Source organism: Kitasatospora sp. GAS1066B (genome assembly GCF_041262605.1).
In the GTDB taxonomy this organism is placed as follows: Bacteria; Actinomycetota; Actinomycetes; order Streptomycetales; family Streptomycetaceae; genus Kitasatospora.
On the sequence record NZ_JBGCCO010000044.1, the window covers coordinates 43168 to 61007 of the forward strand.

Genomic DNA, 17840 nt, shown 5'->3' on the forward strand with positions numbered 1-17840 from the left:
ACACCGGATCGCGGTGACGTCACGCAGTGGGTGGTCAGGTGGCGCGGCCGGTGCGGTCAGGCGGCGAGATCGCCGGCCTGGAGCTGCCAGAGGGATGCGTAGAGTCCGTGCAGGTCGAGGAGTTCGTCGTGGGTGCCCTGTTCGGCCACCACGCCGCCCCTGTCCATGACGTAGATCCGGTCCGCGTGGCGGACCGTGGAGAGCCGGTGGGCGATGACGACCATGGTCCGCTCGGCCGCGAAGCTCCGCAGGGCGCGCTGGATGGCTGCCTCGGTCTCGTTGTCCACGGCGGAGGTGGCCTCGTCGAGGATCACGACCGGTGAGTCCTTGAGGATCGCCCGGGCCAGGGCGATCCGCTGGCGCTGGCCGCCCGAGAGCGCGGCACCGCGTTCGCCGATCAGGGTGTCGTAGCCGTCGGGCAGCGTCGCGACGAAGGCGTGCGCCTCAGCCATCATGGCCGCCTCGACCACGGCCTCGTCCGAGGCCCCGAAGCTTCCGTAGCGGATGTTGTCGGCGATGCTGCCGTCGAAGAGGAACGGCTCCTGCGCGACGAACCCGATCGCCTGGCGCAGGTCCCGGCGCGGCAGGTCGCGCACGTCCCGCCCGTCGAGCAGCACACTGCCGCACTCCGCGTCCTGGAAGCGCATCAGCAGCTTGGCGACCGTCGTCTTGCCGGAGCCGGTGGCACCGACCAGGGCGGTGACCTGCCCGGCGGGGATGGTCAGCGAGAGGTCCTCCAGCACCGGCGGCCGGCCGGGGTAGGCGAAGGTCACGTCGTCGAGGACGATCTCGCCCCGTACCTTCCCGGTGTCGAGCGGTCCGCCGGTGCCTTCGGCCTCGACGGGCAGGGCGTGCAGCCGGTGGACCCGGTCGTAGGCGGCGAGCGTGCGCTGGTACTGGTCGACGATGCCGCCGAGCCGGTTCATCCGCAGCAGCACCATCTGGGGCAGGCCGATCAACGGGCTGAACACCTCGAACGGCAGGCTGCCGTTGAGCACCGACCGGCCGCCGATCAGCAGGGTGCCGGCCATCGAGCTGGTCGTGCAGACCCGGACGGTCTCGGCGTGGCGGATCGTGCTCCGGTCGGTCCGCTCGTTGCTCTCCTGGGCCTGCGCACTCAACTGGTCGATGCGCTCGGCTTCGTAGTCCTCGGTGCAGAAGCTCTTGACGGTGGCGCCGGCCTCCAGCGTGTTCACCAGCTGACTGTGCAGCCTGGCCCGGCGCTCACCGGAGACGGCGTAGTCGGCGGTGACCTTCTCCTGGTAGCGGAGCGACAGCCAGGCGATGACCGGGATGGGCAGGAAGGCGATCCAGGCAATCTGCGGTGCCAGCAGCAGGAACACCGGCACCAGGATGGCCAGGCTGGTGCCCATCTGGAGCACGTCGTTGGCCGAGGTGGTGAAGAAGGCGCCCAGCTGGCGGACGTCGTCGTTGAGCACGCCGGCGATCCGGGTGGTCCGTTCGCCTTCCAGGTGCTGCAGTTCGAGGTGCTGCACGTGGTCGTACGTCCGGGTCCGCCAGTCGTGCTCGATGTCCTGGCCGAGCTGACGCCACTGGAGGTTCGAGGAGTAGGACAGGCCCGCGACGGCGGCACAGGCGATGGCCACCAGCCCTGCCAGGCCCCAGAGTTGGGCGGACGCGGTGGTCAGACCGATGCGGACCAACGGCGCGGCCTCGCCCTTGATGAGGACCAGCGCGGTCCAGCCGAGGAAGGTGGCGAGCACCATCTCCGAGACCTGGCAGGCGACCGAGAGCGAGGAGGCCCGGAAGAGTCGGCGCCGGTGCGGTCCGACGACTTCCAGCAAGGGGTGGCGTTCGGTTCCGATCCCGGCCGGCTCGTCGGCCGTGTCGGCCGTTCTGAGCCATGCCTGCCGGACGACGGCCACGGTCGCGGCTGCGACCCCGCCGAGTGCCACCAGCTGCCTGCTCAGCGCCGACCCTCGGATCAGCGCGATCCCGGCGGCCACCCCGCCGCCGACGGCGAGGACCGGGCGCGCGACGAGGCCGCGGTCCGGACGCGAAGCAGGTTCGGCGGCGGGTCGGGCCGGCGCCGGGCGTCCTGTCCTGGTCGGCCCCTGCGTGACCACGGCGACCGCTCTGCGGACGATCCGGCCGACATCCGCGGCACGCACCCGCGCGTCGTGCCGCACGAGGACCCCACCGGTGACCGGACTTGCCTGCGCCTCGGTGATCCCGGGGACGCGCCGCAGGGTGGCAGCGAGGACTTCGGCCGTCCGGGGCCGTCCGAGAACCGGCTTGACGTCCCAGCGCTGACGGCCCGGAATGACCGAGCGTGGGCGCACATCCGAATCCACGAAACGATTCCCGGCTGCGGCACTCAGCAGAGATGGCATGTGTACGATCACCTGTTTGCGGGGGTCGCTGGAAATCCGTCATCGGGCATGGCGGAACACTGCGACGGAGTGGAATATCTGGCGGGAGAACGATTCAGCTGACAGGCGGCCGACCGCCGCTTGGACGCATCTTTCGAGATCGGTCGAAACATGCACCCAGGCGGTGGGTCGGACCGCAGGACAGAACGCTAGTGCGTCTTGCCGACGCCTGCGGTCGCGCGGATCTTCGGGGTCCTCGCCTCGCCCTCGGCCCGGTCGGCGGTCCCCTCCTTCTCGCCGTTCGGGGTGGAACTCTCGGCGACCGGGTGACCGTCGCCGGCGACGATCTGCGCGGCCACCACGTCGGCAGCCACCTCGGCCGCGAGGTCGTGGATGTTCTCTCCGGCCTCTTGGGCCGCCTTCTTCACCTCCATGGCGATGCCGACGGACGTCTTGACGACGCCGCGCACCAGCGGCTTGAGGAGACGCTTGGCCAGTGGCGCGACGATGAGGCCGATCAGGAAGGGCGGGACTACGGGCGGCATGATGCTCCAACCTCTCTACGCAGACGCATGACAGGGGACCCCGGTACTGCGAACTCCGGAGCGCGCACAACGTGCGGACGGAAGCACCCATTTCCGGAATTCGCAATTCGGCCATCGGCCCGAATTCCTCATCGATGGGGTCCACCGCCCGCTCTTCCGCCACCGTAGTCGAGCCATGTGCATCGAGGCCAAACAGTTCCGGCGATTTTCACTCATGCGAGTGCTCTTGAACGGTCTCGGTGACACGGAGTGCCGCATGCCTACTTATCACGTGGGCATCTCGTCCGACTTTTATGATTTATTGGGATTGCCGAATTCTCGTACCACCCGCTCGCGCAGGTCGGGGAACGGCAGCCCGCCTCCTCCCAGCACCGCCTCGTGGAAGTCCCGTACGTCGAAGCCGACGCCCAGGCGGGCCTCGGCGTCGGCCCGCAGCCGGGTGAACTCCAGGTAGCCCGCCCGGTAGGAGAGCGCCTGCCCGGGCAGGTCGGTCGCATAGCGCAGCAGGTCCGAGGCGATCTGGCCGTCCGCCTCGGTGGAGTTGGCGCGCATGAAGTCCCGGGCCTGCTCCAGGTTCATCGTCCCTAGGTTGAGCCCGGTGTCGACGACGAGGCGCTGTGCGGTGAACCGCTCCTGCGCGAGACGCCCGTAGGCGTCCCAAGGATCGTCGTAGAGGCCCATCTCCCAGCCGAGGCCGGCCGCGTACTCGGCCCAGCCCTCGTTGAACGCGCCGAACTCGGCCACCTCGCGGCGCAGTTGCGGCAGCGCGCGGTTCTCCGCCTGCCGCGCGAGGTGGAAGTGGTGCCCCGGCGCGAGCTCGTGGTGGATCAGGGACGCCGAGCCCAGGAGCGAGCGCCGATCCAGGTCCGAGCCGTTGTAGCGGTAGCGTCCGACCGGGACGTCCGGAGTCGGCTGCTCGTAGTACCCGAAGGTCATCCCCGCCTCCAGTGCCGGATCCAGCCGCGCCAGTCCGTACGGCGCGGCCGGGAGGACCGCGAACCAGCGCGGCAGCAGCGGGGCGAGCCGGTCGAGGTAGCCGCGGTAGCGGGCCTCGACCTCCTCGGGGGTCCGGGCGTACAGACGGGGCTCGGTGCGCAGCCGCTCGTGGAACGCGCCCTCGGGGCCCGGAAATCCGAGGGCCGTGCGGACCTCCCGCATCCGCTCGGCGAGTTCCCGGCACTGCTCGCGGCCGAGCTCGTGGAGCCGCTCGGGCGGCGTGTCGCCCCCACTGTGAATCCGGACGAACTCCCGGTACGCCTCCTCCCCGCCCGCGTACTGTGCCCAGCCGACGGCCCCCGGCGCTTCGCGCAGGTAGTCCGGGTCGTCGAGGACGGCGAGCAGGACGTCGAAGGCAGGGGTCAACTCCGCCTCCACCAGCCGATGCACCCCGTCGCGGAGCCGTCCGCGGTCGGCGCGGCCCAGTCCGCCGAGCCGGTCGTCGTCCACCTCCACCCGGCGCGCCACGGACGCCCGCAGGCCGACGACGGTGGCGCGCGCCCCGGCCAGGGCCGGGGCTGGCACCCGGAAACCGCGTACAGCCTGCTCCGCCGCCTTGTCGGCGATCGAACCGACCACCCGGGCCAGCTCGTGCAGCAGCGACAAGTACCGCTCGATATCCGGTCGTTCGGCGAAGCGGAACGGGCACAGGACCGCGTCGACGTACTGCGACAGCGGGAACAGCCGGTACGGCGTGGCCGCGGGCGTCAGCCAGTAGCAGCGGTGGGACCGCAGCTCCTGCTCGGCCAACCCCGTGAGGAACGCGGCGGTGTCGGCATCGGTACCGGACAGCTCCGCACCGTCGAGCGCCCGTACCCGGGCCAGCACCTCCTCGGCGAACCGCGCCCGTTCCTCGGCCTCGGCGGCCGACGCTCCGGGGAGCGTCTCGACCGGGAGCCCTTGGCGGACTCTCAGCAGTGGATCGCGCTCCAGCAGGAACTCCCAGTAGCGGTCCGCCAGATGGCTCGTCGCCCCGCCCGGCTCGTTCGTCCTCGCGCTCATGTGGCCAGTGTGCCGGTGACGGGCCGGCCGCCCCGCCCGGTCCACGAAACAGCAGCCACCGTATCCCTCGAACGGATGCGGCGACGGGCTTCGCCCCCGACCCGTACAGAAGGCCACCGCATCAACCGGAGCGCCGGGATGTCACCGTGCGCACGGACGTTCTGGTGAGCCTACTCGTCCCCAGCCGGCGCGCCAGGAGGGTCGGGTGTGCGTGTGCCGCAGCCGGTTCCCGGGTTTGCGGCGCCCTCATCACCTGGACCGCCCGACGTAGCGTGCTCGGTGACCCCTGACGCCTCCGGCCGCGTCCGCACCGCCCCGGAGGTCCTGATCCCGCCCGAGCGGAGCACCGTCGCATGACCGTCACCCAGGACAAGCCCCTGCACCACCAAACCGGCGCGGGGTTGCCCGCCCCGTTCGCCGTCGCGGGGACCGGCGTGCACCTGCCCCCGGCCGTCGTCACCAACGAGCAGCTGACTCGCTCCCTCGACACCAGCGACGCATGGATCACCAGCCGCACCGGCATCCGTGAACGGCGCCGCCTGGCCCCCGATCTGGCCACCTCCGACATGTGCGTCGACGCCGCACACCAGGCCCTGGAGGCGGCGGGCACCGCCCCCACCCAGTTGGACGCGGTGATCGTCGCCACCTACACCGGGGACCAGCCCCTGCCCTCCACCGCGCTGATCGTCAAGGATGCCCTGGGCGCCCACCGGGCCCTGTCCCTGGACGTCACCCAGGCGGCCTGCGCCTCCGGTGTCCAGGCCGTGCTGATCGCCGCCCACCTGCTCCAGAACCCTTCCATCACCACCATCCTGGTCCTCGCCGCCGACTGCGCCTCCAGGATCACCGACCCCACGGACCGCACCACCGGCGTCTTCTTCGGCGACGCCGCAGCCGCCGTCGTGCTCACCCGCTCCGAGACCGCCGGCGCGGGCCTGCTCTCCTACGACCTGGGCTCCCAGCTCTCCTACGACGTCCAGGTCCCGGCCGGCGGCTCCCGGCTGCCCACCAGCGCAGCCACCCTGGCCACCGGCGCCCACTACCTGCGCATGGACGGCCGCTCCGTCTGGAACACCGCCACCACCCGCCTGCCCGAGAGCATCACCAGCGCCGCCCGGCAGGCCCGCGTGCCGCTCGACGAGATCCGGCACTTCTTCCTGCACCAGGCCAACCTGAACCTCCTCACCGAAACCGTGAAGACCATGGGCGTCCCTCAGGACCGCGTCCCCGTCACCGTCGACCGGCTCGGCAACACCGGATCCGCCGGCCTGTTCACCGCGCTCCACTCCACCGTCACCGCGGGCGGCCTGCGACCGGGCGACACCTACGTCCTGTCCGGGATCGGAGCGGGCTTCCAGTGGGGCACTCTCTGCCTCCGGCACGCCTGACCACGATCACCCCGTCACAATCGAACACTCTTATCACACAAGCGAGTTGACTCGCCATTGGCAGAACTCGGTGGCACCATGACGCCCATGCTCCGTCGCACCCGGCCGACCGCCCGTGCGCTCGCCGCCACCGTCACGGCCGCCGCGGTGGCCGGCTGCGGGGGCACCGCGCGGTCCTCGACGAGCACTCCGCCCGTCGAGCACGGGACCGTCCGGATCGCCGCGGCCAGTGAGACGCCGAGCTTCGACCCGTACTCGACCTTCGGCGCTGCCCAGGCCCGCTACGCCTACGACTCGCTGGTCGACCTCGCCCCCGACGGCACCGTGGTCTCCGGTCTGGCCTCCTCCTGGCAGGCCACCACCACCACGGCCACCTTCACTCTCCGCCCCGGCATCACCTGCTCCGACGGCACCCCCCTCACCGCCTCGGCGGTGGCCCGGGCGCTGACGTACGCGGGCGACCCGGCCAACCAGCTCGCCGGCGCCCAGACCGTCCTGCCCGACGTCCCCTACACCGCGACCGCCGACGACCGGACCCGCACCGTGTCCGCCGCCACCGCCACCCCCTTCCCCTTCCTCACCCGCACCCTCGGCCTGCTGCCGATCGTCTGCCCCGCCGGCCTCGACCGACCCCGGTCACTCGACCGCGCCACCCACGGCACCGGCCCGTACGTCCTGAGCCGCTACTCCCCCGGCGGGCCGTACGAGTTCACCGTCCGCGAGGGCTACACCTGGGGCCCGGCCGACGCGACCACCGCGGAGCCCGGCCTGCCGGCCCGCCTCGTCATCTCGGTGGTGCCCCAGGCGTCCACCACCGCGAACCTGCTGCTCACCGGGGGCGTCGACATCGGATACGTGAACGGGCCGGACCGCGCCCGGCTCACCGGCCACGGCCTGTCCACCACCGACGTGGCGACCGTCGTCGGGCTGACCTTCTTCAACCAGCGCCCCGGCCGGCCGCTGGCCGACCCGGCACTGCGCCGGGCCCTGGTGTCCGCGCTCGACCGGCAGGGCCTCGCCAACGTCGCCGTCGGCGGCACCGGTCGGCCCGCCACCGACTTCGGCGCCGAGGGCGCCGTCTGCCACGCCGACCTCGCGGCCGCGAACCTGCCGGCGCAGGACGCCGCCGAGGCCCTGCGCGCCGCCGGCTGGACCCGCGACCCGGGCGGCCGGTTGACCAAGGACGGCCGACCGCTGCGGCTGCGCCTGATCACCAGCCCCGATCTCGGACCGACCCTGCCGCCCGCCGCCGAGCTGATGGCCCGGACCTGGACGGCGCTCGGCGCCGACGTCAAGCTGGTCACCGAGGGCCTGCCCGCGCTCGTCAACGCCATGTACCAGACCGGCGACTTCGACGTGGTGGTCGGCACCTCGCCGGGCTTCGCCCTGCCGGTCGGCTTCATCCCGTTCTTCTCCGGCCCCACCCCCGCCCAGGGCCTCAACTTCGCGGGCGTCGCCGACCCCGAGTACGACGCCCTGGTCGCCGAGGCCCTCCGGGAGCCGGACACCGAGGGCTGCGGCACCTGGAACCGGGCCGCCGCCGCCCTCTTCCGCTCGGCCGACGCCCTGCCGATCGCGGACGGCCGGAGCACCGTGTACGGCCGGAGCACCACCTTCGCCACCACCTTCGGCGGCCGGCTCGTCCCCACCAGCATCCGCCTCCACCAGTGACCGGGGGCCCACCGTGTCCTTGCCCCATCTGCTGCGCAATCCCTGGACGGCGTTCCTCGCCCGCCGCACGGCCCGGCTGCTCCTCTCCCTCGGGGTCGTGCTCACCGCGTCGTTCGCGATGATCCGCCTCGTCCCCGGCGACCCGGTCCGCGCCGCGCTCGGCGTCGACGCCGCCCCCGCCCTGGTGGCCGCGCGCCGACACCAACTCGGGCTCGACGCGCCGTTCCTGTCCCAGTACCGGGACTACCTGAGCGGCCTCGCGCACGGCGATCTCGGCACCTCGCTGGTCACCGGGACCCCGGTCGCCGAGCTGGTCCGCACCCGGCTGCCGGCCACCCTGGAGATCGCCGGCCTGGCCTTCCTCGTCACCCTCGCCGTCGCCCTGCCCTGCGGACTGCTCGCCGCCGTCCGCACCCGCGACGGCCGCCACCCGCGCAGCGAACTGGCGTTCACGGTACTGACCGCCGGGCTGGCCGGAGTGCCGGACTTCGTCCTGGCCGCCGGGCTCACCGCGTTCCTGGCCGTCGGCCTCCAACTGTTCCCGGTGGCCGGCTCGGCAGGAGCCGAGTCCTTCGTCCTGCCGGTCCTCGCGCTCTGCCTCGCGCCCACGGCCGTCCTGGTGCGCATCGTCCGGGTGGAGGCGCTGAAGGTGCTGTCCGAGGACTACCTGCGCACTGCCCGGAGCAAACGGCTGTCCCCCGCCCGCCGCTACCTGCTGCACGCGGCGCCGAACATGGCGACCGCCGCGCTCACGGTCGCCGGAAGCCTGCTGCCCGCCTTGATCGCCGGCACGGTGCTGGTCGAGAAGGTGTTCGCCTGGCCCGGCATCGGCTCGGCACTGGCGCAGTCGGTGGTCACCCAGGACTACCCGGTGGTCCAGGCGATGGTGCTGATCCTGGGCACGACCGTCCTGCTCGCCGGCCTCCTGGTCGACATGCTGCTGGCTCTGCTGGACCCGCGCTCGGCGATCAGGGAGAGCTGAGGATCCGATGTCCCTTCCCCTCAGGTGCCCGCGCTCGCCGATGGCCTGGGTCACGGCGGCCATGCTGGCGTCCCTGGTCGTGCTCGCGCTGGCCGGCCCGCTCCTCTGGGGCGCGGCGGCCGACCGGCCCGACCCCGCCGCGGTGCTGCAAGGCCCGTCCGCAGCACACCCGTTCGGCACCGACAACCTCGGACGGGACGTGCTCGACCGCGTCCTGACGGCCACCCGGCCCTCCCTGTTGCTCGCGCTGGCTGCGGTCCTGCTCGGCGCGACCGGGGGCATCCTCCTCGGCGCGTCCACCGCCGTGGTCGGCCGCCGCGCCCGCCGGCTGCTCGCCGGGCTGATCAACCTCCTGCTCGCCTTCCCCGCACTGCTGGTCGCGATGTTCCTCGCGGTCGTGTTCGGCGCGGGCGCCGACGGGGCGATGCTCGCCCTCGCCGTCGCGGGGGTACCCGGTTTCGCCCGGCTCGCCCAGACGCTCGCCGCAGCCGTCGCGGGCACCGACCACCTGGCCTCGGCCCGGGTCCTCGGCCTGCGCCGGCACCGGCTGCTGTGGCGGCACGTCCTGCCCAACATCGCCGAACCCCTGCTGCTGAGCACCACCACGGCCGCGGGCACCGCGCTCGTCGCGCTCGCCGGGCTGAGCTTCCTCGGCCTGGGCGTCCAACCGCCCGGCTACGACTGGGGGCAGTTGCTCAACCAGGGACTCGACCGCATCTACGCCGAGCCGCTGCCCGCCCTCGCCCCCGGCCTGGCCGTCCTCTACGCGGCGGTGGCGTTCCAGCTGCTCGGCGAGGTGCTGGCCGGCGGCGTCGCCCGGCGCAGCCCGGCACCCCGTACGCCTGCTGCGCCGATCGCCACGAGCGGGCCCGCCACGGAGGGTCTCGTACTCCAGGTCGAGGACCTCACCGTCGAACTCCCCACCCCGGACGGCGTGGTCCGACCGGTGCGCGGCGTGAGCTTGTCCCTGCGGCCCGGTGAGATCGTCGGACTCGTCGGCGAATCCGGCTCCGGCAAATCGCTCACCGTGCTCGCCATCGCCGACCTGCTTCCGGACCGGGCCCGGATCTCCCGGCGAACCCTGCGCCTGCTCGGCGCCGACCTCGCCGCCATGACGCCGAAGGAGCACGAACGCCACCTCGCGACCGGCCTGGCGATGATCTTCCAGAACCCGGCCTCGGCGCTCAACCCGTCGCTGCGCATCGCCACCCAGCTCACCGAGACCGTCCGCACCCATCGCGGCACGAGCCGCGCCCAGGCGTTGACGGATGCCTCCGACGCCCTGCGCCGGGTCGCCCTCCCTCCAGCGGTGCTGCGGGCACGCCCTCACCAGCTCTCCGGCGGCCAGCGCCAGCGGGTGATGATCGCCGCCGGGCTGATGGTGCGGCCCAGCCTGATCATCGCCGACGAGCCGACCACCGCACTCGACGTCACCGTGCAGCGGCAGATCACCAGGCTGCTGTCCGAGATCCGGCGGGACACCTGCGCCGCCGTCCTGTTCATCAGCCACGACGTCGCGCTGGTGGGCGAGTTCTGCGACCGCGTTGCGGTGATGTACGCGGGGACCATCGTCGAGACCCTGCCCGCCGACCGGCTCTCGACCGGCACCCGGCACCCCTACACCCGGGCCCTGGTCGCCTCGGTGCCGAACCTCTCCGCTGACCGCGACCGGCCGCTGCCGACCGTGGAGGGCGCACTGCCCGAGCCACTCGCGCCCACCCCGGGCTGCCCGTTCGAGTCCCGCTGCCCGCGCCGCCGGGAGCACTGCGCCGAGCAGGCCCCGCCGCTGGAGGACCTCGACGCGGTCCACCGGGTGGCTTGCTGGAACCCGGTGGCGGCGGAGGTGGTCGCGTCATGACCGCCCTTCAGCTCACCGACCTCACCGTCCGCCACCACGGCCCGCGCGGCCCCGTCGCCGCCGTGGACGGCGTCTCGCTGGAGATCCCGCCCGGCACCACGCTCGGGCTCGTGGGCGAGTCCGGCTCCGGGAAGTCGAGCCTGGCCCGCGCGATCGTCGGCCTCACCCCCGTGCACGGGGGTCGGGTCCTGCTCGACGGCCGGGAGGTCCGGGCCCGCACCGTCGGCGACCGGCGCCGGCTCGGCCGCCTGGTCCAGATCGTCCTCCAGGACCCGGACACCGCGCTGGATCCCCGGATGACCGTCCACCAGACGCTCGGCGAAGCGGCGACCGTTTTCCACCGGCTCGACCGGCGGGCCCGTGCCGAGCGGGTCACCGCCCTGCTCGAACTCGTCGGCCTGAACCATCGGTTCGCGGACCGCCTGCCTCGGCACCTGTCCGGCGGCCAGCGCCAGCGGGTCGCCGTCGCCCGTGCCCTGGCCGTCGAGCCCGGACTGCTGATCGCCGACGAGATCACCTCGGCGCTCGACGTCTCGGTGCAGGCCGCCGTCCTCAACACGATCCGCGACCTCCAGCGGCGGCTCGGCCTGTCCATGCTCTTCATCGGCCACAACCTGCCGGCGGTCTGCTACGTCTCCGACGCGGTGGCGGTCATGCGGCACGGTCGGATCGTCGAGACCGCCCCCACCGAGGCCCTGCTGCGCGACCCACGGCACCCCTACACCCGAACGCTGCTCGCCTCCGTGCCCAGCCTGCGTACCTCCCTGCCCGATGAGGGGCCGTCATGAGCACCAACCGACCGGACGCGGTCGTCGTCGGAGCCGGGGTGATCGGCGCCGCCATCGCCCTCGAACTCGCCCGCACCGGGCGGCAGGTGGTCGTCGTGGACAAGGCAGGCGCCGCCGGCCACGGCTCCACCAGCGCCTCCAGTGCGATCATCCGGTTCAACTACTCCACCTTCGACGGCGTGGCCACGGCCTGGGAGGCCCAACACCTCTGGACGTCCTGGCCCGACCACCTGCGGCTCACCGGCCGCCGCCCGCTCGCGGCCTTCCACCGCACCGGCGCGGTGCTGCTCGACTCCCCCGCCGTCACACCGTCCGGGGTCACCGCCCTGTTCGACCGCGCCGGCGTCCAGTACGAACGGTGGGACGCCCCTACGCTGTGCCGGCGCCTCCCCGGGATCGACACCGGGCGGTACTGGCCGCCGAAGCCGGTGGACGACGACGCCTTCTTCGACGCACCGACCGGCGAGCTCGGCGCCCTCTTCACCCCGGACGCCGGGTTCGTCGACGACCCGCAGCTCGCCGCCCAGAACCTCGCCGACGCGGCGGGTGAGCTGGGCGCGAGCTTCCTGTTCCACCACACCGTGGTGGCCGTCGACCGGCACGCGGACCGGGTGGCGGGCATCCGGCTGGCCGACGGAACGCGAATCGCCACCCCGGTGGTGGTCAACGCCGCCGGCCCGTGGTCGGGGGGCCTCAACCGGCTGTCCGGCGTCGGCGACGATTTCACGATCGGCGTGCGCCCGCTGCGCGAGGAGGTCCACCAGATCGTCGCACCGAGCGGCCACACCGCCGGTCCCGGTCTCGGCCCCGTCGTCGCCGACCTCGACCTCGGCACCTATCTGCGAGCGGCCTCCAGCGGCCACCTCCTGGTCGGCGGCACCGAGCCACCCTGCGACCTGCCGGAGTGGATCGACGACCCGGACGAAGCCGACCCCCGCCCCACCGCCCACCGCTTCCGGACCCAGGTCACCCGGGCAGCCCGCCGCTTCCCGGAGATCGGCATCCCGAACCGGCCCGTCGGCGTCGCGGGCGTGTACGACGTCGCCGACGACTGGACCCCGATCTACGACCGCACCGCCCTCGGCGGCTACTACGTCGCCATGGGCACGAGCGGCAACCAGTTCAAGAACGCCCCGCTGGTGGGCCGCTTCCTCGCCACCCTGGTCGACCTGGTCGAGGCCGGCCACGACCACGACGGCGACCCGGTCCGCTACCGCTGCGAGCACACCGGCAACGTCGTGGACCTGGGCGCCTTCTCCCGCCGGCGCCCGGCCCGGCCCGGCTCCGCCCGCACGGTCATGGGCTGAACGTGCGCAGCTCCCGCACCAGGTCCGCGACCACCCCGACCACGAACCCGGGCGCCTCGGTCGGGAAGTCGTGGCCGGTGCCCGCCGGCGTGTACACCACCCGGGACGCGGTCGACGCCGCGAGGTAGCGGGTCCGGGCCCCGAGGTAGAAGCGGCCGATCCGCTCGGCCTCGGCCGCGTCCCGGGCGGCGGCCAGCACCGTCTCGCCACCCGTGAGGTCACGGGGTATGACCAGCACCAGTGGCAGGTCGCCGAGGTCCCCGTCATAGACCACGGTCTCCCAGCCCACTCCCGCCAGGCCGGCAGGCGAGAGCTCCGTGAAGATCGACGCGGCCGCGCAGTACTGGCCGGTCCGGCTGCCACGGCCACGGCTCCGGTGAATGCCGAACAGGTGCCGCAGCGCCGTCAGCAGGAGCGCCCCGCGCATGCCCGCGACCATCGGGTTGGGCGGCGCGAACGCGATGACCTCCAGGGGCGTCGGATCCAGCAGCACGACTCCCGCCACCAGGTCGGGCCGCCGTCTGGCTGCGTTCGCGACCAGCAGCCCGCCGAGGGAGTGGCCTACGAGCACATAAGGGGGCCGTTCCCCCGCCCCCTCCAGCGCCGCCAGCAGCTCCTGCGCCTCGGCCGCCGTCGTCCTGGGGAAAGGCCCGACATCGCTCCAAGCCGTGCCGAACCGGTCGACCAGCACCGAGCGGGTCGAGGCCGCCAGCATCGCGTGCAGCTGCCCGAACTCCTCTCCGGGCGCGTGTCCACCCGGCATCCAGACCACCGTCAGCCCGCCCCCGGCGTCCCCCTCGGCGAGGACGTGGATCCGGTGGCCGCCCACGTCGACCAGCCGTCCCGGCGGCCGCTCAGCCTCCGCGCGACGGGTCACCAGCACCAGGTGCCGAACAGCCCCGGCCAGCAGCACCACACCGACAGTCACCAGCAGACCACCGAGCACCACCACCCAGTCCGAGCCGAACCCGACGAGACCGCCGCCCACCCCTGCCACCGCCAGTGCGACCGGCACTCCCGCCCAGTCACGGCTCAGCAGCGCGAGCAGGAAGTTCGCCACCCGTCCGTCCCGGCGCATCGGCCCTCCAGCGCAGCACTCGAAACCTACCGCCACCCATGCCTTCCACTCATCTGTACCTCCGAACGCGGGCTCGCGCGCCACGACTCCGCGAGACGCAGCGCATCAGCAGAGCCATCGGCCCTCCAGAAGGCCGCGCCGCGAACATTCAAGGGCCGTCGAGATCCAGCACCGCAGAAGCGCACTCCAGGATGGACGGTGGCACAAGTCCCCCCTCCTGGTGACCGTCCCCGAGCGTGAGCACGTCCGACTCCGGCACACTCACGCAGGTCGGCTACGGCCCACCACCAGCAGGGTTCGCGGCAGCCTGAGCCGGGCGAGTCGTCCCGGGCACGGAAGGGATCGCACCCATCTGGACCGCTGAGAGATCGCAGCCCGCGCTTCCGCAGACCGTCGTGCCGTAATGCGCTCCTTGGCCGTCGGCGTGCGCGACGCCCGTGTGGTTGGCAACTGTCAGGAGTACGCCCACCGTGACCGTCGCGGCGCGAGTCAGCAACATCCACCCCGCCGGCTTCGACACGATCATGCCCAAGACCATCGCCACCGCGGCGGTCGACCGGCTCCTGCACCACTCGCACATCGTGCTGACCGAGGGCACCAGCCGCCGCCTGCAGCAGGCCACCAACGGACAAGGCGTCGTCCCGCTGGCGACGTGACCACGCCTTCACAGGCGGGCGCGGGGCTACTCGAACGGGCCGTCACTCCAGCTCACTCACTGGTCAGACGGCCTCGAGGACGAAGAACAGGAAGCACAGGAACCTCGGCCTGGCCGCGATCTCGGGGAACAGCTCCTCGGCACCTGGTGCAGCGGGCGGTTCGCTGATGACGGCGATCCGGAAGCCGGCGGCGGTGAACGCGTCCGTCATGGCGTGCAGCGGCCGGTGCCAGTTCGTCAGGACGACTTTCTGGCCGGCGAAGTCGCAGTCGTAGGACCACTGGACGGTCGCGAAGTAGTCCTCGGCCGGGTTGATGATCTTGAAGGCCGAGGGATGGTTGACGGAAACGATCAGCCGGCCGCCGGGCTTCAACACGCGCCGCAACTCGGCCAGCGGTGCCGTCCAGTCCTCGAGGTAGTGGAGCACCAGGGACGCGACAACGTCATCGAAGGCACCGTCGGGGAGCGGCAGTGGGTCGCCCAGATCCGCGAGGTGCAGGGCGGCATCGGGGCCGAGCCTCTTGCTGGCCAGTTCCAGCATCCTGGCGCTGGAGTCGAAGCCGGTCACGATCGCGCCCCGGTCGCGCAGCGACGCGAACAGGGGGCCGGATCCGCAGCCGACGTCGAGGACCCGCCGCCCGGTCACGTCCCCGGCCAGGTCCAGGATCGCGGGCCGGGCGTAGTAGCCGTTGATGAGGTTCGCCTCGGTGCCGGTCTCATAGGCCTGGGCGAAGCTGTCGTAGTCGTTGGCCACGGCCCGGCTTTCCGGCCCGGCAGGACTCTCAGAAGTGGTACTAGGCATGCGGTTCACCCTGGCATGCCTTGCCCCGGCGTCCTGGGTTCGGGACGGAGCTGTGACAAGCGGGCCGGGCTTGAGACAGAGCCGTGACAGTTGGGGAAGCCACGCTCCAGCACCCGGCCGGACCGAACCCCACTGGCCCTCTCGGGTGACGATTGATCACACCGCCCAGGGAGATGAGCTGTCCGCCCACATGGACCACGAACTGTCCGCCCACCCAGACGTCCTAGGCTCTGGCGCGAGTTCCGTGGAAGCCGCCCGTGGATCTTGAAAGTTGTCGATCATGATGGGTGTCCGTCGCTGACCTTCTGGCCGTCTTGTTCCCTCAGTTCGCACTGCTGAGCGTGGAGTTGATCAGGCCGGGTGGCCGGTCGGTACGGGTGTATGCCTGGCGCTGCAGGACCAGCAATTGGTGGCGCAGCGCGAGGATCTCGATGTCCTTGTCCCGCTCGCTCATCGGCAGCAGCCGTAGAAGCGTGAAGGTGTTGGTCACGGCGAGGTAGGCCAGGCGCAGCAGCACGACGGATCATGATGCCGCCGTGCCGTGTCCAGAGGAAGACAGCGGGCGAGCAACCAGTACGGCCAGAGGCCAGTGATCAAAGCCCCCACCTGGCCGGATGATTTATCGGCACCCGCAGTGCCAGGCGAAGCAGCATGAGTGATCATCCTGCCGCAGCCACCAAGCAGGCTCTGAGCTACATGGATGGCATTCTCGGCAGGCACACCGTTCCCGCGGCGGCCGGCGTCAGTTCGCCGAAGCCGTCGGAGCCGCCGTGGCCGCCGGGCGGGCCGCGACCAGGCCGGACTCGTAGGCGGCGATCACCGCCTGGGCGCGGTCTCGGACGCTCAGCTTGCCGAAGATGCTGGTGATGTAGTTCTTCACCGTGGAGACGCTGAGCTCCAGCGCCCGCGCGATCTCGGCATTGTCCAGTCCGGTGGCGAGCAGGCGCCACACCTCGACCTCGCGGGGCGTCAGCTCGCCCGGTCCGGCGCCCGTGCCCGCTACCGGGGCCGGCGGTCGGGTGCGGTGCGGCGCGGTGACGTAGGTGGAGATCAGCCGGGTGAGCAGGCGCGGCGCCACGGCGGCCTCACCGGTGTGCACGGTGCGCACCGCGGCGAGCAGCTCCTCCGGTGAGACGTCCTTGGGCAGGAACCCGTAGGCACCCGCGCGCAGGGCGGCGACCACGTACTCGTCCAGGTCGAACGTGCTCAGCGCCAGCACGCGGCAGCCGGGCAGTTGGCCGGTGCTGAGCCAGAGCGGGCAGGCGGCCCGGATCGACGTCTTCCTGACCGCCGACTCGCAGTCCTCGCAAGCCCGTGAGCTGGTCTCCGGCCCGCTGCGCGCGGCGGTGGCCAAGGCGACGCCGGCCGGGCTGGTGGCGCACGTGGGCGGCACCCCGGCGATCTTCGCCGACGTCTCCGCCGCCGTAGACCACGACCTGAAACTGGTCTTCCCGGTGGCGGCCGTGCTGATCGCGCTGATCCCGTTCATGCTGCTGCGCAGCCTGCTGGCACCGCTGATCCTGATGATCTCGGTCGGCCTCGGCTTCGCGGCCACCCTCGGCTCCGCCGCCCTGCTCTTCCAGCACGCGATGCACCGGCCGGGCGTCGACTTCACCCTGCCGCTGGTGCTGTTCCTCTTCGTGGTCGCCCTCGGCACCGACTACAACATCCTGATCAGCGACCGGATCCGCGAGGAGATGGAGCAGCCGGTGCCGGCCCGGACCGCGGTGGCCCGGGCCGTGCGGCACACCGCGCCGGCCATCGCGACGGCGGGCGTGGTGCTGGCCGGCTCCTTCGGCACCCTCGCGGTCACCCCGTCGTCGTCGACCCAGCAGGTCGGCTTCGCGATGGCGCTGGGCATCCTGCTCTCCGCCTTCCTGCTCTCGATCGTGCTGGTGCCCTCGCTGGCGGCCCTGCTCGGCCGGAGCCTCTGGTGGCCGGTCCGCTCGGGCCGACCGGCAGCCCGCCCCCCGGCACGGGAGCAGGCGCCGCACCGGGAGTACGCCGCGCACCCGTCCCCGGGCGCGGACCCCGACCCCTACTGGATCACCACCACCGACCGCTGACACCCCCGGGGAACCACACAGCCCGCTCCTGACCATCCGTCAGGAGCGGGCTGTGCGCCACTCGTGAGCGACCGACAACACGTGCCGGCCCAACGGGGCGTTCCTCCGCGTGCGCACCTCATGAATCGCGCGTACCCGGCCCGCTGACGGGACAGGGATCCCAGGGCTCTTCCCGCAGGAATCGGCGCCGCAGGCGTGCGCTCTTGTGCAGCAGCTCACGAGGGCGCCCGACAGCGTGGTGCGCCTAGTAGGGCTTGGTCAGGTCGACTCGATGGTGGCGTGTCTTTGTGTCGGGTGGTGCGTTGTTGAGGTGTGACACCTGGGGAGATGGCCGAGGTCCGGGAGGACCTGGAGGCGTTCGCGTCGGAG

14 protein-coding genes and 1 pseudogene are annotated in these 17840 nt (G+C 72.3%); 8 read left to right on the top strand and 7 right to left on the bottom strand.

Features of this window, described 5'->3' with window-relative positions:
- Window positions 1-56: 56 nt before the first annotated feature.
- The 3 genes from ABH937_RS34120 to ABH937_RS34130 form a co-directional block, all read right to left on the bottom strand.
- Window positions 57-2315: an ATP-binding cassette domain-containing protein gene (locus ABH937_RS34120; protein WP_370220485.1), complete on the bottom strand. Its 2259-nt coding sequence runs from the start codon at window positions 2313-2315 to the stop codon at window positions 57-59.
- Between the two features lie 227 nt (window positions 2316-2542).
- On the bottom strand, window positions 2543-2878 hold the full coding sequence (locus ABH937_RS34125; protein ID WP_280691821.1) for a DUF5132 domain-containing protein: 336 nt from the start codon (window positions 2876-2878) through the stop codon (window positions 2543-2545).
- Window positions 2879-3169: 291 nt separating this feature from the next.
- Complete coding sequence (locus tag ABH937_RS34130; RefSeq protein ID WP_280691820.1) at window positions 3170-4876, bottom strand: DUF885 domain-containing protein; 1707 nt, start codon at window positions 4874-4876, stop codon at window positions 3170-3172.
- A gap of 353 nt (window positions 4877-5229) precedes the next feature.
- Here ABH937_RS34130 and ABH937_RS34135 point away from each other — a divergent pair, with 353 nt between their 5' ends.
- From ABH937_RS34135 to ABH937_RS34160, 6 genes are all read left to right on the top strand, one after another.
- Window positions 5230-6264 carry a ketoacyl-ACP synthase III gene (locus tag ABH937_RS34135; RefSeq protein WP_280691819.1) on the top strand — a complete coding sequence of 345 codons (1035 nt, stop codon included), beginning with the start codon at window positions 5230-5232 and terminating at the stop codon, window positions 6262-6264.
- An 87-nt stretch (window positions 6265-6351) separates the two neighbouring features.
- Complete coding sequence (locus ABH937_RS34140; protein WP_370220486.1) at window positions 6352-7935, top strand: ABC transporter substrate-binding protein; 1584 nt, start codon at window positions 6352-6354, stop codon at window positions 7933-7935.
- Window positions 7936-7948: 13 nt separating this feature from the next.
- Window positions 7949-8917, top strand: coding sequence for an ABC transporter permease (locus ABH937_RS34145; protein WP_370220487.1), 969 nt, complete (start codon window positions 7949-7951; stop codon window positions 8915-8917).
- A gap of 7 nt (window positions 8918-8924) precedes the next feature.
- Complete coding sequence (locus tag ABH937_RS34150; RefSeq protein ID WP_370220488.1) at window positions 8925-10775, top strand: dipeptide/oligopeptide/nickel ABC transporter permease/ATP-binding protein; 1851 nt, start codon at window positions 8925-8927, stop codon at window positions 10773-10775.
- Window positions 10772-11563: an ABC transporter ATP-binding protein gene (locus ABH937_RS34155; RefSeq protein ID WP_280691815.1), complete on the top strand. Its 792-nt coding sequence runs from the start codon at window positions 10772-10774 to the stop codon at window positions 11561-11563. Before ABH937_RS34150 ends, ABH937_RS34155 begins: the two co-directional genes overlap by 4 nt.
- A complete protein-coding gene (locus ABH937_RS34160; protein WP_370220489.1) occupies window positions 11560-12870 on the top strand; it encodes an NAD(P)/FAD-dependent oxidoreductase in 1311 nt (436 codons plus the stop codon). Before ABH937_RS34155 ends, ABH937_RS34160 begins: the two co-directional genes overlap by 4 nt.
- Here the strand turns inward: ABH937_RS34160 and ABH937_RS34165 are convergent.
- Window positions 12860-13948 (bottom strand): alpha/beta fold hydrolase, encoded by a 1089-nt coding sequence (locus ABH937_RS34165; RefSeq protein ID WP_370220490.1) that lies wholly within the window; start codon window positions 13946-13948, stop codon window positions 12860-12862. The genes ABH937_RS34160 and ABH937_RS34165 overlap by 11 nt on opposite strands.
- A 470-nt stretch (window positions 13949-14418) precedes the next feature.
- Here ABH937_RS34165 and ABH937_RS34170 point away from each other — a divergent pair, with 470 nt between their 5' ends.
- Window positions 14419-14604: an ATP-binding protein gene (locus tag ABH937_RS34170; RefSeq protein ID WP_370220491.1), complete on the top strand. Its 186-nt coding sequence runs from the start codon at window positions 14419-14421 to the stop codon at window positions 14602-14604.
- Window positions 14605-14667: 63 nt separating this feature from the next.
- Here ABH937_RS34170 and ABH937_RS34175 read toward each other — a convergent pair whose 3' ends face one another.
- The 3 genes and pseudogenes from ABH937_RS34175 to ABH937_RS34185 all read right to left on the bottom strand — a co-directional run.
- On the bottom strand, window positions 14668-15405 hold the full coding sequence (locus tag ABH937_RS34175) for a class I SAM-dependent methyltransferase (protein ID WP_370220492.1): 738 nt from the start codon (window positions 15403-15405) through the stop codon (window positions 14668-14670).
- Between the two features lie 322 nt (window positions 15406-15727).
- Window positions 15728-15922 carry a hypothetical protein gene (locus tag ABH937_RS34180; RefSeq protein WP_280691810.1) on the bottom strand — a complete coding sequence of 65 codons (195 nt, stop codon included), beginning with the start codon at window positions 15920-15922 and terminating at the stop codon, window positions 15728-15730.
- Between the two features lie 225 nt (window positions 15923-16147).
- Window positions 16148-16648, bottom strand: a pseudogene (locus ABH937_RS34185) (LuxR C-terminal-related transcriptional regulator); the annotation flags it as partial.
- On the opposite strand from ABH937_RS34185, the gene ABH937_RS34190 reads away from it, so the two are divergent.
- The gene (locus tag ABH937_RS34190; RefSeq protein ID WP_370220493.1) at window positions 16647-17471 is read left to right on the top strand and encodes an MMPL family transporter; all 825 of its coding nucleotides are present in this window, start codon (window positions 16647-16649) and stop codon (window positions 17469-17471) included. The pseudogene ABH937_RS34185 and the gene ABH937_RS34190 sit on opposite strands and share 2 nt — an antisense overlap.
- The last annotated feature ends 369 nt before the right edge of the window (window positions 17472-17840 follow it).

Bases quoted from the DNA above. Each gene is read 5' to 3' on its own strand.
- ABH937_RS34155 (WP_280691815.1), top strand. From the start codon at position 10,772: ATGACCGCCCTTCAGCTCACCGACCTCACCGTCCGCCACCACGGCCCG.
- ABH937_RS34150 (WP_370220488.1), top strand. From the start codon at position 8,925: ATGTCCCTTCCCCTCAGGTGCCCGCGCTCGCCGATGGCCTGGGTCACG.
- ABH937_RS34165 (WP_370220490.1), bottom strand. From the start codon at position 13,948: ATGCGCCGGGACGGACGGGTGGCGAACTTCCTGCTCGCGCTGCTGAGC.
- ABH937_RS34130 (WP_280691820.1), bottom strand. From the start codon at position 4,876: ATGAGCGCGAGGACGAACGAGCCGGGCGGGGCGACGAGCCATCTGGCG.
- ABH937_RS34160 (WP_370220489.1), top strand. From the start codon at position 11,560: ATGAGCACCAACCGACCGGACGCGGTCGTCGTCGGAGCCGGGGTGATC.
- ABH937_RS34125 (WP_280691821.1), bottom strand. From the start codon at position 2,878: ATGCCGCCCGTAGTCCCGCCCTTCCTGATCGGCCTCATCGTCGCGCCA.
- ABH937_RS34175 (WP_370220492.1), bottom strand. From the start codon at position 15,405: ATGCCTAGTACCACTTCTGAGAGTCCTGCCGGGCCGGAAAGCCGGGCC.
- ABH937_RS34135 (WP_280691819.1), top strand. From the start codon at position 5,230: ATGACCGTCACCCAGGACAAGCCCCTGCACCACCAAACCGGCGCGGGG.
- ABH937_RS34140 (WP_370220486.1), top strand. From the start codon at position 6,352: ATGCTCCGTCGCACCCGGCCGACCGCCCGTGCGCTCGCCGCCACCGTC.